Origin of the sequence: Pseudovibrio sp. Ad46 (genome assembly GCF_001623065.1) — a bacterium.
In the GTDB taxonomy this organism is placed as follows: Bacteria; Pseudomonadota; Alphaproteobacteria; order Rhizobiales; family Stappiaceae; genus Pseudovibrio.
Map to the genome: position 1 here is coordinate 407099 of NZ_LMCG01000040.1, position 15234 is coordinate 422332.

Sequence of the window (15234 nt, forward strand, 5' to 3'; positions counted from 1 at the left end):
AAGGTGGGGTAAAAGCCCCACCTGACCGGACTGAAAATCAGCCTCTTTTTTCGCGCAGCATACCTTCAACAATCGTGACGGTTCTCTGCAGGTCTTCAATCGCTTCATCAATGTTGGCGCGCTGACCTTCAAGCACTTTAATCTGCTCCTGAAAGCGGCTCAGTGCCACCTCAAGCTGGGTGACCTGACCGTCACGCAGATCATAAAGATCCAGCATACTGCGGATTTCAGTGAGAGAAAAACCAACACGTTTTCCCATCAAGACCAACTTCAAACGCGCACGATCCCGACGGTTGTAAATGCGATTAAGCCCGTCACGCTTAGGATTCAGGAGGCCCTTGTCCTCGTAAAATCGAAGAGTGCGGAGGGTAACATCAAATTCTTTTGCCAGGTCGCCAATGGTAAACTGTGTCTTCTTTCCCTTACCCAGCTCATTGGCAACAACATCAACAATCATCTCATTGATATGTAGGGCTTCGCTCATCTGCTTGACCTGTTCTTCTTTGCTCTCACGACACTGCCTCTAATGTACGACATCCGTACTTAAGTACATGCTAAATGATGCACCGCGCAATTTCCATCAAGTTTATACATTGGCAAGAACACGTAGGTCCAGCGTGCGCGGCTTGATAACCCTTAATTCGAGTAAATCGGGACACGAATTATTTTCATGAGTTTGTTCCGTACTCCCTGAAATAGCAGGGTATCTGCATGATAACCGCCGTAATTCACATTCCTTAAGGGCTCTTCACGCAGAATTCGAGCTATTAACCCGCTATTTACCCTAACGAGTAAAAAACTAGTCCTACGAGTTTTAAGACCGGTGCAAAACCGCAAAGTGATTCGTTTCTTGACCCACTCACAGACCACGTAAAGTGGTTGACGTTTATTTTTATAATGTGATTTGGGCAGGGAAAGACGACATGGCGCGGTCCGGACAGTTTTATGAGGCCCTTCAGGCATGTCTTGGAATAAACCAGAATTTGGAAAATCCGCTTCAGACAAGTCCTTTGGTGAAGGGCTGGATGCAGACCACGTAAAGTGGTTGGAGGAAAGTGGAATGGCGCAACATAATCCTGCAGCAGCAAGGCATGCGGCCCATTCTCCCTATTCTGATGAATTTGGTACAGCGGCGCAGCAACCTTACGGACAACCTCATACCACGTCTCAGGAAGCGGCGATGAACGAAGTTGCGCAGGCACTAAGCCGCCTGATGCAGTCTGAAGGCCGTACACCCCTCGCTCATGTAGAACCACAGCCACGTGCACGTGATCAACACATGCATGCGCCGCATGCGCGTGATCCTCATGTTCGCGACCCACATACTCGTGACACCCAAGTTCGTGATCCCCAAAATCGTGATCCCCAAATTCGTGATCCATGGCACCGCTCTGACCTGAGATCCGGTCTTGACCAGTCAACAAGCCCACATGCCTATGAGGATCAGTACGATCCGTCTGCCGACCAGCACCTGTATGCACGCGCTGGTATTTCTCGTGATCCGCTCCTGCATCCGCGCCCGCCAGTTATGCGCAGACAGGAACAGGCTCCTTTACCACAGGCTCCTGAAGCTTATGCGCCGCAGCGCCGTGCCCAGCAATATGCTGAGCCTGCACCAATGCAGCCGCGTGCGCATCAGCCATCCGCTTACCCTGCTGCCCCTATGCAGCCGGAAAAGCAGGAATGGGCCGAACCAGTGGCCAGACAGGACGAAGATCCAAACGCGGAGAATTCCAAGGTAAAGCGCATCAGCTCTGTGCTTGATGCCTTGAACGCCCTGGATGAACGCTTGAACTCCCTTGCTCATAACGAAAATGAAAAAGGGAAGGGTGTTCCGCCAAAAGCTGAAAATACTGCGCCTATGCAGGAGCCGAAACCAGCTCCTGTAGAGCAGAACTGGGCACCCGCCGCGCAAGATTATGCTCGTCCGCCGGTCACGCAGATGGAGCCTCGCTTCAACGCAGGTGCAATGCCGCACGGTGTGGAAGCACGGCAGAGCCAGAGACCAGCAGCACCGCAGCCAGCACAAACTGCGGAATATTCTGAACTCAACACAATGATTGATGGCCACTTCAAGCAGCTGGCCAGTCAGCTTGATACGTTGCGCGAGCCAGATGAGGCGCGCTTTGAGCAGTTGCATGATGGCATGCAGACACAGCTCAACAGCCTGCGCGACGAAATGATGGACCGCACCTCCGACAATCGCTCGCAGCTCTCTGAGATTATTGGACGCCTGCGCGATGAAGAGGGCAACGGCCTGCTGCTCAAAGAACTGCGCCACGAACTGGAGCAGATGAAATCTGCGCTGTCCCGCTCTGACATTGAGGACAGCCTCAATGCTTTGAGCATGGCGCACGCATCCATCCAGTCTCGCTTGCAGGAACTGGCAGAAAAGAATGTCGATCCGGCGATTTACGAGAGCCTGTCTGAGCGGATGGCTGAGGTGGAAAACCAAATCCGCCAGCTGCCTCGTGTTGATCAGCTCAACTCGCTGGAAAACCGTCTGTCCTCCATGGGTGACCGTCTGGAAGATGTTTTGCTGCGCTCCGGCACCGCTGGTCTGGAAGTTGTCCGCGATGAAGTTGCTCAGCTGAGACAAGTTATTGATCGTCTGGATTCAGGCCGCATGATCCATGATGTGGATCAGCGCATCCGGTTCCTGACAGCCCGTATGGATGAGCTGGACCACTTCTCTGCAATTCAGCGTGATATTCAGTCTCGCCTCAGCAGCGTTGAAACGCGCATGCCTGATGGCGAAGTGATTGACCGTCTGCATGGCCGTTTGGACTCCATCTCCAACATTCTGGCTGAAGGCCCGGAAAAAGCAGGCAACAACGATCAACTGAACCGATTGGAAGATCGCCTTTCTGATATCGGCCAAAAGCTGGACCGCATGGAGAAAAGTCCGGAAGCCACAACAGGCTTCGATCAGGCGTTCTCGTCCATTGAAGGTCGCCTCGACCATCTCTGCAACAAAGTGGATGACATTGAAGTCCGCCTGACGGAAACCTCCTTCGAGGTTGCTTTGAACGAGAACGAAAGTGCGGCTCTTGCCCGTCTTGAACAGCGTGTAATGACGCTGACCCAGATGGTTGAAGACAGTGCGCATGCCGGTTCCTCCGACAAAGCAATGTCCATGATCCGCGCTGAGATCGCAGAACTACGTGGCCACATCGGTGCATTGGCAACCTCAGGCGATATTGAATCCCAACTGCAGGAGCTGGCTGCAACCATCTCCAGCCCGTCTGGCCTGTCCTCTGATGTTGAGATCGATCGTCTGGAACAGCAGATCGCAGACCTTTCTCAAAAACTGGATATGTCTCAAACCCAGTTTGGTGCGATCGGCAATCTGGAAAACAGCTTCGGCACCATCGAGCAAGAGATCAAAGGCCTTCACACCGACATGGTGGATAAGGCGCAGCAGATCGCACAGGATGCAGTAAAGGCTGCAACAGACAATCTGGCTCTGGGTAATGGCGCTGAGCAGGGTGAGGCAGTTGAAGCCGCTATTTCTGCGCTGCGTCTTGACCTGCAGTCCCTGCTGGAAGCATCCGGCCAGAAAGACGATGTAGACCAGCATGCTCTGCAAGATGTGCGCGATGTGCTGGGCACCATTTCCCATCGCCTGGAAAATCTGGAAAGCATCCGCAACGCCATTGGCAACACAGAGATTTCCGACGAACACCAGAAACTGGTTGGCGACACGCAAATCAGCAGCATTCTGGGCGCCTTCAATATGGGGCGCAAAGGAAACACAGCGGAACAGGCTTCTGCCGCGGCGGAACCGGAAGGTCCACGTAACCGTAAAGCAGACTTCATAGCAGCGGCCCGCCGTGCTGCAAAAGCAGCTGCCAAAGAAGTGAAGACAGCCAAGCAGGAAGAAGAAAAGCCAGCATCCGGCACGAGCAAAGCACCAGAACGGGCACGCCGTCTGCGTGACTACATCAGCCCGAACCGGACCAAACATGTTGAGGTTCCTGAAAACCTGCGCGCCAAAAAGGCAGCTGCAACGGCTGAGGTTCTTAGCAAACTTCAGGTGGCTGAAGAACCTATTTCTTTAAGCTCAGAAGACATCGTAAGCGAGACAGAGACTGCGGTGAAAGAGCCGATCAATCTGTCTGCTGCACCTGTTGAGTTGGGCAAAGTTGAAACAGAAACAAAAGGCAAGAAGAAGGAAAGCAAATCCAACCGCCGCCGTGCAATCATGCTGGCAGCTGCAGCTCTTCTTCTGACCATCGGCGCGTTGCGGGTGTTCGACACAGGTCTGTTCTCCAGTTCAGACGGCGTTGACACTGCAGGATCTGACACAATGCCAAGCATCATGGCGCCAGATGCACCAATGCCAGGCAAAGACAACTCCTCCCTGCTGAGCGGTGGTGTAGACGCAATTGCAGCGCCTGATGTTGTCAGCCGTGTATCCTCCATGCCCTCTGGGGCAGAGTTACCTTCACCCGTCAGTTCCACAAGCATCTGGCAGTCTGGCTCCGCCACCGCACCGTCCGAACCAACCAAAGAATTGATCTTTGGTCAGGCAACCGACATTGGCGGGGGAAATAGCAAAGCACAGCCAGCTCAAAAAGTTGCCTCCAATGTGGCCGCTGATCCGATCACAACGGCAAGCGTTCCAACCACACAGGCAACCGCCTCTGGGTTTGGAGAGCAGGTGACACCAATCATTCCGCAGCAGCCAGTTCAGCAGGTTGCTCCAAAACAGTCCGCCTACGATCTGCCATATGCAATCGGCCCGATTGATCTGCGCACAGCCGCCGCCACTGGCGAAGCTGCCGCCCAGTTCGAAGTCGCACGCCGCTACACTGAGGGCAATCTGGTTCCCGCCAATCTGGGTGCAGCAGCGGACTGGTACCGCAAAGCGGCAGCGCAAGGGTTGGCACCAGCGCAATACCGCCTCGGCAGCTTCTATGAAAAAGGCCGCGGTGTTGAGAAGGATCTGGCACAGGCACGGGACTGGTATTCCCTGGCAGCCGCGCAAGGCAACATCAAAGCCATGCACAACCTCGCTGTTCTCTTCGTAGAGGGCATTGATGGCAAACCGGATTACACCTCCGCCGTCAAATGGTTCCGCATCGCTGCTGACCATGGCGTAGCAGACAGCAAGTTCAACCTTGCCATCCTTGCAGCGCGTGGCCTTGGCATGAAGCAGGATCTGGTGGAAAGCTACAAGTGGTTCGCCCTCGCAGCCCTGCAAGGGGACGATGACGCCGCCGGAAAACGCGATGAAGTCGCCGCCAGCCTGACTAAGCGCCAGCACGGACAGGCTCTGGAAGCGGTCGCGACCTATCAGATGAAGCCGGTTGATCCTGCAGCCAACAAAGTCATGATCGACACCAAGTGGTCCGGCAAGCCGAAAACCACAGTTTCACAGGCCGGTTCTCCATCTGTGAAAAAAATACAGCAAGCCTTGCTCGATATGGGGTATGATCCAGGCAACCCAGATGGTGTAATGGGACCTAATACACGGCGCGCGATCAAGAGTTTGCAGGCGCGTTTGGGAATGGAAGCAACGGGTGAACCTGACCGGCGTCTGATGACGGCGCTGGCCTCTCAGACCATATAATTTCACGTTACTAGGGGATTTCTGGTTAGATTTGCACTTGCTGCTCCGCGTAGATTGACAGAGCGTCTGGAATGGCGCTTAACACTCTACAATGTTGTTGGATAAAAGGTGACTCGGGGCGCACTGTCAGGTCACCTGAGTGACCCGCGGTGCCATTTTGCAGATCTATCTACCCATCGCAGAACTGCCGATTAATGTCTTTATGATCTTCGCCATGGGCGGAACCGTCGGGTTCCTCTCAGGGCTTTTCGGCATTGGTGGCGGCTTCCTGCTCACGCCACTGCTCATTTTCTCCGGAATTCCGCCAGCGGTCTCTGTTGCAACCGTCACCACACAGATCGTTGCCTCCTCGGCCTCCGGCGTTCTGTCGTACTGGCGCAAAGCGGGCATTGACTTCAAACTTGCCGGTGTTCTGCTGTGTTCAGGTATCGTCGGCTCGGCAATCGGCGTCTGGATCTTTGGCATCCTGCGCAGCCTCGGGCAGTTGGATCTGGTGATCTCGCTGGCCTACGTCACCTTCCTCGGCACCATCGGCGTGCTGATGCTGGGTGAATCCATGAAGGCCATCATGCGCCGCAAAAGCGGGAAAGCACCTGCTGGCCGCAAGCCCGGACAACACAACTGGGTGCATGGCCTGCCGTTCAAGGTCCGTTTCCGCCGGTCTAAACTCTATGTGAGCGTCATCCCGATCTTCGGCATCGGCAGCTCCATCGGTTTCCTCGGCTCAGTTCTCGGCATCGGCGGCGGCTTCATGATGGTGCCAGCGCTTATCTACCTGCTGCGCGTACCGGCCAACATCGTCATCGGTACCTCATTGCTGCAAATCCTCGGCACCATGGCCGTGGCAACCTTCCTGCATGCCATCAACACCCAGTCCGTTGATATCGTGCTCGCCCTGACGCTCATGATCGGCGGCGTGATTGGCGCTCAGTTCGGCGCTCAGGTGGGGCAGGGCATGCGCGGTGAACACCTGCGCCTCGGCCTCGGCCTGCTGGTGTTGCTCGTCGGCCTGCGCTTCGCGTTCAATCTGATTGTGGAACCGGAAGACCTCTATTCCGTCAGCGTGATTGAGGAGCCAGCCAAATGAGACGAGCGCTCCACTCACTCACAACACTGCTGACAGTCCTCTTTCTGGCACTCATCTCTGGTGCACCCGCTCTGGCTGAAAAGCTCGTGTCTGCCGTCTCGTCCTCTCACGTGGCCATCACCTCCAACTTCACCGGAACGCAGATCCTCGTTTACGGAGAGATCGCCAGAGACGCAGAAACCGTCTCCAGAACCGGCAATCAGGATGTGGTCGTCGTTGTGGAAGGCCCGCTGGAGCGAGTCACCACATGGCGTAAGGATCGTATCGTCGGCCTTTGGATCAACGCCACCTCACAAACCTATATCGCTGTCCCAAGCTTCTACGCCGTCCATGCAACGGATGACCTGCGCAACATCGCATCAGACGACTGGCTCAAACAGTACCGCATTGGTTTGGAACACCTGCCGCTTGCAGCCTTGGGCACCCGTGCGCCAGCGTTAGAGCGCAATGCGTTCAAGGCAGCGTTCCTGCGCTCCCGTGTCCAGCACGGCCTTTATTCGCAGATGTCCAAGTCCATCAACTTCCTGAGCCCGACCCTGTTCTCCACCACCGTGGACCTGCCAGCCACCATCCCGACAGGCGACTACAAGGTCACGACCTTCCTCTTCAGCGGAGGCGTATTGCTGGACCAGCAGGAGCAAGTCCTGACCGTGGCGAAAACAGGCTTTGAGCAGGTGACATTCAACCTGTCCCGGCAACATCCGGCAGTCTACGGCGCACTGGCTATCATTCTGGCCCTGTTCACCGGCTGGCTCGCAGGCGTGATCTTCAAGAAAGATTAGGAAGAGAAAGCGTTCAGCGAGGTAGACAAAACAAAAGGCCCTCAAATCAGAAGGGCCTTTTTTGTTAGTCGCTGAGGAGCTTGGAGGCAGTGAATGGGAACAATCGCCCGTTGCCCAGCATAAACACCGAGAACCGCTTCTCGGCAAACACATCAGAAAAAGCTCTGTCCATCACATTCAGGCCACCTGTCAGCGCACCAAAGGCTGGCAACACAAGGCGGTTGCCGTTGGTCGCAAAGCAGGCTCTGCGAATGGTACGGCCCATGCGGCGCACTTTGGCGGCTGGGTGCAAGTGCCCGCAAATCTCGCCGCGCTCAGCCTCTTCATTCGGCTCATGCCGGAAACTGAGGGATTTGATGGAGAGCTCTTGATAGCGCTCACCGCAAATGTGCCGGGCAATCTCAGGGTCGTGGTTGCCGGTGATCCAGATCCACTCCCGTCCCAGCTGCATGGTTGCCAACATGGCGAGATACGCCGCAGGCATGCGCTCGGAGCTTTCGCAGTCATGGAAGCTGTCACCAAGGCAGATCACGCGGCGCGGATCGAACAGATCGATCAGGGCGGAGAGCTTTTCCAGTGTAGCGGCTGTATCATAAGGAGGCAGCATCAGGCCCTTGCTCTTGGCAATGCTGGCTGCTTTTTCCAGATGGAGATCGGACACCACAAGGGTCCGCTCTTCTGGCCACCACAGGGCTCCACTGTCGTGAAGGCCAACAAGTTCTCTTGCGAGAGACAAGTCGTGGCATACAGGAATAGGTTGACGATAACTCGGTTCTACTCGTGGCTGCAACTGACTGTTAAGTCTCACAATTGGGCCTCCAGTAATAAATCATCTGCTGCGTCCGCCAGCAGCTCTTCTGTCGCACTTCCAAAGATAGGCTCTTTCCCAATTTCAAGAAGAACCGGAATAGCCAAAGGAGAAACGCGACCCAAAGCACTATGCGTGATTCTTTTGTCGATACGAGAAAGAAAGTGACCTAAACGAGAGATATCCAGAAGTCCTGTAGCGGCATCCGTCCAGGTTGCTTGTAAAAGCAGGTGATCGGGCTCGTGTTCGTGCAGTACGTTATAAATAAGATCCGTATTTATAGTTATCTGCCGCCCGGTTTTCTCTTTGCCAGGGTGCCGTCGTTCTACGAGACCTGAGATCATAGCGCAATTTCTAAAGGTTCGTTTCATCAAACTACTTTCAGCAAGCCACGCTTCAAGGTCATCACCAAGCATATCTTCTTCAAATAGGTCATCCAGCTTCAAGCGCCCGCTTTTTATGGCAGCGCCCAAATCTGTCAGCCCCCACAGGGCCAGTGAATACTCAGTTGCCACAAACCCCAGAGGATGCAGACCAGCGCGCTCAAGACGGCGTGTCAGCAGCATTCCCAGCGTTTGGTGAGCCAATCTGCCTTCAAACGGGTAGCACACAAGGTAGTGCTTATCGTTCCGCGGAAAGGTCTCTACCAGAAGACGTTCATAATCTGGTAACTGTGATTTCTCTTTTTGTAATTCCAACCATTCACGAACCTGACCTGGCAAAGAAGACCAACTGTTAGGATCAGAGGCAAAGTTGCGTACACCTTCAGCAAGATAGGTGCTGAGCGGAAACTTCCCCCCCTGATAACTTGGGATCTTCGGGTCTTGCGAAGCACTGCGAGACACATAAGCCTCGCTCTCCTTAAGGCCCTCAAACTTCAGCACCTGACCAGCAAACACAAAGGTGTCACCAACAGCAAGCTGTTCAATAAACCACTCTTCAATCTCTCCCAGCATCTTGCCGCCAAACCCAAGAGGCCGCTTGCTGTTGGCCCCCCGTGGTTTCACCTGTCGTACTTTAAGCGTTGCTGCATCTAAAATCGTGCCGGAGTTAAGGCGATACTGCTGGGCAAACTGCGGGTGGGATACGCGAAACAACCCCTCTTTGGTCGGGCGCAACTTGGCGTATCTGTCATAGGCTTTCAGGGCATAGCCACCAGTTGCCACAAACTCTACAGCCTTCACAAACAGATCATAGTCCAGATGCCTGTAGGACTGGCTGCTGATCACTTCTTCATAAAGCTGCTCAGGCTCAAACGGTGCAGCACAGGCAACGCACAAGATGTGCTGAGCCAAAACATCCAGTCCGCCCTCGCGAAGAGGAGGAGTATCTTGCTCACCTGCTTCAGAGGCTTCTAGGGCTGCCTGACATTCCAACACTTCAAACCGGTTGGAGGGCACTAAAATGGCCTTGGAGGCTTCATTCATGCGGTGATTGGCGCGTCCAATACGCTGCGCCAGCCGGCTTGCCCCTTTGGGAGCACCCACATTGATCACCAGATCGATATCACCCCAGTCGATACCCAGATCCAGCGAGGAGGTACACACTACGGCTTTAAGCTGACCCGCCGCCATATGGGCTTCCACCTTGCGGCGTTGTCCCACATCCAGCGAGCCATGATGAAGCGCAATAGGCAGCGTATCTTCATTGATGCGCCAAAGTTCCTGAAACAGCCGTTCTGCTTGCGAGCGCGTGTTTACAAACACCAGTGTGGTGGTGTGGGTTTTAATCTCCTCATAGATCTCCGGCAAAGCATAGATGCAGGAATGACCAGACCACGGAAGACGCTCCTGCGTCTCCAGAATGCTGATATGAGGCTTGGCCCCACCTTTGGCCTTCACAATCTCAGCATGGCGAACGTCTTGCGATAAAGGTTGTTCCACCAGATAGGCACGCAGATCATCAGGGTGAGCAATAGTAGCTGAAAGCCCGATACAGCGTAGGTTAGGCGCCAGCTTGCGCAAACGAGTTAGAGCCAGCGCGAGCAGATCTCCGCGCTTGGAGGTCACCAGCTCGTGCAACTCATCCAAAATGACATAGTGCAGATCAGCAAACAGCCGCTCTGCGTTCTTGTCAGAAAGCAGAAGCGAGATCTGTTCCGGCGTGGTCAGCAAAATGTCTGGTGGAAGACGTTTCTGTCGCTGCTTCTTGTGGCTGGGCGTATCGCCGGAACGGGTCTCCAGCTTGATGGAGAGCCCCATCTCCTCAATTGGCACCTCAAGGTTCCGGTGAATATCCGTCGCCAGAGCTTTAAGGGGAGACATGTAAAGTGTGTGCAGACCACCTGTCCCGGCAGCCTTCGCTTCTCCGGCCTTGCGCTTGTCCGCCTGACGTTTGTGATGCAGGTCCACCAGTGACGGCAAAAAGCCCGCCAGTGTCTTACCGCCACCAGTCGGAGCGATCAAAAGGGCGGAGTTGCCAGCGGTCACCTTGTCAAACAGCTCCAGCTGGTGAGCACGCGGTGCCCAACCACGGCTGCCAAACCAGTTGTTAAAGACTGAGGGAAGGTGAGAGGTGTCTGTCATAAACGACGAAAAGGTCCGATCCTGAAAACAGTTGAGCGCACTTTGCCACCAATGATCACATGTGCCAATCAGAAATGGGGCAAACCAAGAACATTTTAGCAAAGAGGAGAAGGGAGGGGGATAAACCGATCTCACTCAACCCATTGGTGTCAAACCATGAGATATATTCTGTGAGGTGGTCGGGATATCGGCATAAAAAGCGGAAAATACCCATGAAATTTGTTTCCTTCTGAAAAAAGGACTGGCAAACTGAGCCCTATCCACGGCATATAAGGGAAAACGGGCTCCAGAAGCCTTACCTTCGTGAAAAATGCTGGCACATCAATAAGCTGGGAAAAGGGGCAGTCACTATGAGTGTTCAGGACGAAACAGAACTAATGCTCTCCGAGTTGTTTGATAGCTATGCAGATGCCTATGAGGATTATGACGCCGGGCTGATTGCAGATTGCTTTGCATTTCCCTGTGTAATCTGGCAGCTGGAAGAAGGCCATGTCTTCAACGACAAGGCAGAGCTTTGCGAGAACATCGAAGCACTCTTGGAAGTGCACCGCGAGCATTATGTAACCTCTTCCATTTACGAAGTGGTGTCCTCTCACATCTCCGGCTCCACCGCGAGCGTCAGCCTCGACTGGCAGCAGGAAGATGACGAAGGCGAAGCAGTCTTCGATTTCACTTGTCACTACCTGCTTATCAACATCGAAGGCCGGTGGAAGATCGCAAGCATTGTGAACGAGCCTGCCTGATTGAATTCGGCTCAGCAATGAAGAATGAAGCTCCCGACTGCGAAGTTTGGGGGCTTTTTTGTAACCAACGCACAAAAAACGCCTTTAACGCAAACCAACGCACATAAGAACGCAAAGCTGATTTCTGATGTGTATCCGACTCCAATGTGACCGGTTTTCAGATAAACAGCCGTAAAAACAAAACTCTACAGCTGCTCATACGGTCTGCGCGTTTTTGTGAACGCCAGCACAGGGCTTTCTCATTGAAATCTATCTGTTTTTGCAACAGGATAGGCTGAGTGTATACATTGGGGAACAATCATGACTGCACAGATCGATTACTTCTATACGCACCTGTCGCCATGGGCGTATCTGGGCCATCAGGAGTTTCTGCGCATCGCGGAAAACTATGATGTCACAGTGACCTTTCGGCCAGTCAATCTCGCTGTCTTGTTCCCGTTGACAGGCGGTCTGCCGCTGGGCAAGCGCCATCCGGCTCGCCAGAAGTATCGGTTTATTGAGCTTCAGCGCTGGGCAGAAAAGCGCGGCGTTTCAATGAACTACAAGCCAGCCCATTTCCCGGCGGACATTGCACTGGCAGATTCCATCGCAATTCGTCTGCAGGAGCAGGGCGGTCCGGTTGGCACTTATTCCCAGAAAGTCTTTGAAGCTGTCTGGCAAAAAGATCTCAACGCAGCCGATGAAAACGTCCTGACAGCCATCCTGAATGAGCTCGGTCTGGACGCGGATAACCTCATCGCGGCTGGAAAGTCTGATGAGATGCTGGAAGCTTACACAGTCAACTCCCGCATGGCTGAAACGGCAAATGCGGTCGGTTCACCAACCTATCTGCTCAACTCCGAGCCATTTTGGGGACAAGACCGCCTCGATCTTCTGGAAGATGCGTTGAAAAGTGGCCGCGGCCCTTATCAAAGCCTCGAGTAGTTCCCATTTCATGCCTATGTCTGATCGGATGGTCAAGGCGCTCTGATTGCTGCTAAACTGAAAGCCATATCTGCCAGCAGGTATGGCTCTGCAATCTCCAGAGGCTTTAAGTCGTTGATTTGAAACAGAGATGGGAAGAAATCGTGAAACAGTCTTATCTGGCCAGTGGAATCCTTGCGGTCACCTTTGCGCTGAGTGGACAAAGCGCATTTGCCCAAACTGAGCAGGATGTTCCCGTTCGCTTTGAAATGCAGCAGACGGATAAAGGGCTGATCCGCCTCGACACCCGCACGGGGATAGTCTCACTCTGCGCCACCAAGGTCGAAAAACTCGTCTGCCAGCCTTCCCTCGACGGCATCATGGTCTACGAGGACGAAATCACCCGTCTGGAAGCAGAAAACAACAAGATGCGTCAGGAACTTAGACGCATCTCCGAAGCACTTGCTACCCTGACCGAAGACGCCAGCATCGCCGCCATCAAACCCGAAGCAGGCCTCGACCTCTCCATCGCCAAACAACAGGAAGAAGGCTGGTTCGGTGATGAAGAAGAGCAAAAACTGGAAGAAGCACTGGAGTTTACCGAAAACGCCATGCGCCGTTTCTTCTCTGTTGTCGAAGAAATGAAAGACGATTTCCAGAAGGGCGAAAACGAACAGCCAGCGCAGTAACAAGCGGGCATAAAAAAACCGCCTTCAAAGGAAGGCGGTTCTTAACACGTTGATCGCAAAGCTTACTGTGTTTGTAAGGCCACCAGTGCTGTGCGGAAATCTGCGGTCAAAGGAACAGTCTTACGGCTGTTCAGATCCATGCTGATAGACACCTGATCACACACCGCCGCCAAACGCTTGGTACGAGATTCAAACAGATGATGGCGGATCGTGAAGGTGTTTTCCTGAACGCTGGTCAGCGTAGAAATCACCAAGCCCATATCCCCCAGCTTCAGCGGGCTGATCCAGGAAAGCTTCTGCTCCAGCGCAACCCGGCCATATTCATTCTCATCCAACCACGCCGTGTTCATCGGAGTCCGCTCCCACACATGCGCCGCTGCATCAGAGAAGCAGGCAAGTGCAAATGCGTCTTCAGCTTTCTGTTCAGCATTCAGATTCCGTGGCAGAACTGTTGAGCGGCCAGTAATCTGCGCACCGCTCTTGAGCAAATCATCAATGGTTGGTTTGCCAGAGAACGGGCTTGGAGAGATGCCACGTGGAACCGCTGGCTTGGAGATATTCTCCTCAACATCTTTGAAGCGCGCCCGCAACTGCTTTGCAGAACTAGGATTTGGCGTATAGCCATCAATCGCGGTTGCGCAGATCTCCCCGGTGGAGCCTTCAATCATTTCATGCACAACAGAGAGCATGTGCGGCCCGTCAAAGGCCACATAAGACTTCACGGTAATCAGGGATGCAGCAACCAGCTCTGCATGGTAACGCACGTGCCGAACACGGCGCGCACCAACCAGTGCTTCGCTAAATCCGGTCATCATTCTGAATTGACGGTCAGCTTCTTCAAATTTGGAGAAGTAAAACTGCACGTTCAAATGGTCGTTCTCGTCGCATTCCCATGTATTCACAAACGAGAGAAGTGTTTCTAAGCTTGCCATATCCAACCCTTTGTGCAGCCTCGGTCCATAAGCGCTACTGCGATAACCCACCAATTATTAATAATTAGGTCAGGTCGAACCGAATTTCGTCCGAAAAAAACTATCTATCCTTTGGGTGCTCAGCTTGGCAAGAGCAAGATCAAAACTTTGAAAAACATGACATCCATGGGGATAAACCTCAAGTGAAGTCTCCACTTCAGCAGATTTCAACCTGGACGCGAGAAAACAAGTATCATCCAGTAGTGGATCTTCTGTACCTACACTTAGCAGTGTTGGTGGCAATCCTTCCAGCCGGGCATACAAAGGAGAAACAGCTGGTTCCTCCGCGTTTTCCTCGCCAAGCAGAAAATGCCTCCCGAACATTTGAAGGTCACGGGTTGTCGGAAAAAGTACCTCTTCACCCCAGAGGCGGGCAGATGGTGTAAGCCCGATGTCATACCAACCTGATAACAAAACCAACGCCTTAAAGGGGATCATCCCATGCTTGTCCCGCAGACGCAGGGCGGTCGTAAGGGCCAATGTCGCACCAGCACTTTCCCCGGTCAAAGCAAAGGCATCCCAGCCATATTGGCTCGCACCTTCATTCAAAACCCAATGGCAAGCCGCCTCACAATCATCTGGTCCTTGCGGGAAAGGATGTTCCGGAGCAAGGCGATATTCAACTGAAACTACGTCAAGCCCAGTGTTGTTTGCCATGTTCTCCAGATAAGGATCCTGAAAGGAAGCAGAGCCGAAAACAAACCCTCCACCATGGAAATGAATTATCACACCTTTTGATGAGTTTTTATCAGCTTTGAAGAGCCGTAGGGGAATAGAACCATGCTGCCCTTCAATCTCCAGATCTTCAGCTTGCTCCGAGTAGGTGGGGATAGGAAACGCACCAAGCCCCTGTAACCGGCGTTCACGGGTGACAGTAGGGGGGAAACTCCATGGATCAGGAAGCGCGCGCAGCTGCTCCGTCATTTCCTTGTTAAATGCCTTTGCTTCAGCGACGGCCTCTTGACTTATCGACAGAGGAGCGAAATTCTCAGACATGTAGTTTCTCCGGAAGCGACAATAAAATGTTGCCAATATGTTTGTTATAGAAGTTGTCGCGCAATCTCGCGTCAATGACAACGACACGATCTTAATTAACGAATAATAAGGGGATGGATTTCGAGCATGTCGGGTTGGTCAAAAACGAAGAACAG

General features: G+C 53.4%; 11 protein-coding genes. 6 read left to right on the forward strand and 5 right to left on the reverse strand.

What is annotated here, in order from left to right:
* Nucleotides 1-37 precede the first annotated feature (37 nt).
* Entirely contained in the window at nucleotides 38-484 is a 447-nt protein-coding gene (locus PsAD46_RS08850) for a MerR family DNA-binding transcriptional regulator (protein ID WP_057464950.1), read from the reverse strand.
* A gap of 477 nt (nucleotides 485-961) precedes the next feature.
* Here PsAD46_RS08850 and PsAD46_RS08855 point away from each other — a divergent pair, with 477 nt between their 5' ends.
* From PsAD46_RS08855 to PsAD46_RS08865, 3 genes are all read left to right on the forward strand, one after another.
* Nucleotides 962-5575, forward strand: coding sequence for a peptidoglycan-binding protein (locus PsAD46_RS08855; protein WP_063306615.1), 4614 nt, complete (start codon nucleotides 962-964; stop codon nucleotides 5573-5575).
* Between the two features lie 157 nt (nucleotides 5576-5732).
* A complete protein-coding gene (locus PsAD46_RS08860; RefSeq protein WP_063306656.1) occupies nucleotides 5733-6662 on the forward strand; it encodes a sulfite exporter TauE/SafE family protein in 930 nt (309 codons plus the stop codon).
* A complete protein-coding gene (locus PsAD46_RS08865; protein WP_063287329.1) occupies nucleotides 6659-7444 on the forward strand; it encodes a TIGR02186 family protein in 786 nt (261 codons plus the stop codon). Before PsAD46_RS08860 ends, PsAD46_RS08865 begins: the two co-directional genes overlap by 4 nt.
* 64 nt (nucleotides 7445-7508) lie before the next feature.
* Here PsAD46_RS08865 and pdeM read toward each other — a convergent pair whose 3' ends face one another.
* The gene (gene pdeM / locus PsAD46_RS08870) at nucleotides 7509-8180 is read right to left on the reverse strand and encodes a ligase-associated DNA damage response endonuclease PdeM (protein WP_193758274.1); all 672 of its coding nucleotides are present in this window, start codon (nucleotides 8178-8180) and stop codon (nucleotides 7509-7511) included.
* 68 nt (nucleotides 8181-8248) lie between these two features.
* The gene (locus tag PsAD46_RS08875) at nucleotides 8249-10777 is read right to left on the reverse strand and encodes a ligase-associated DNA damage response DEXH box helicase (RefSeq protein ID WP_063306616.1); all 2529 of its coding nucleotides are present in this window, start codon (nucleotides 10775-10777) and stop codon (nucleotides 8249-8251) included.
* A 350-nt stretch (nucleotides 10778-11127) separates the two neighbouring features.
* Here PsAD46_RS08875 and PsAD46_RS08880 point away from each other — a divergent pair, with 350 nt between their 5' ends.
* The 3 genes from PsAD46_RS08880 (at nucleotide 11128) to PsAD46_RS08890 (ending at nucleotide 13112) form a co-directional block, all read left to right on the forward strand.
* On the forward strand, nucleotides 11128-11520 hold the full coding sequence (locus PsAD46_RS08880; protein WP_057464953.1) for a DUF4440 domain-containing protein: 393 nt from the start codon (nucleotides 11128-11130) through the stop codon (nucleotides 11518-11520).
* Between the two features lie 300 nt (nucleotides 11521-11820).
* Nucleotides 11821-12444 (forward strand): 2-hydroxychromene-2-carboxylate isomerase, encoded by a 624-nt coding sequence (locus PsAD46_RS08885; RefSeq protein WP_063302342.1) that lies wholly within the window; start codon nucleotides 11821-11823, stop codon nucleotides 12442-12444.
* Between the two features lie 143 nt (nucleotides 12445-12587).
* The gene (locus tag PsAD46_RS08890; RefSeq protein ID WP_063306617.1) at nucleotides 12588-13112 is read left to right on the forward strand and encodes a hypothetical protein; all 525 of its coding nucleotides are present in this window, start codon (nucleotides 12588-12590) and stop codon (nucleotides 13110-13112) included.
* 62 nt (nucleotides 13113-13174) lie between these two features.
* Here the strand turns inward: PsAD46_RS08890 and PsAD46_RS08895 are convergent, their stop codons facing one another.
* A complete protein-coding gene (locus PsAD46_RS08895) occupies nucleotides 13175-14044 on the reverse strand; it encodes a thioesterase family protein (RefSeq protein WP_057464956.1) in 870 nt (289 codons plus the stop codon).
* Between the two features lie 69 nt (nucleotides 14045-14113).
* Entirely contained in the window at nucleotides 14114-15079 is a 966-nt protein-coding gene (locus PsAD46_RS08900; protein ID WP_063306618.1) for an alpha/beta hydrolase, read from the reverse strand.
* Nucleotides 15080-15234: the final 155 nt, after the last annotated feature.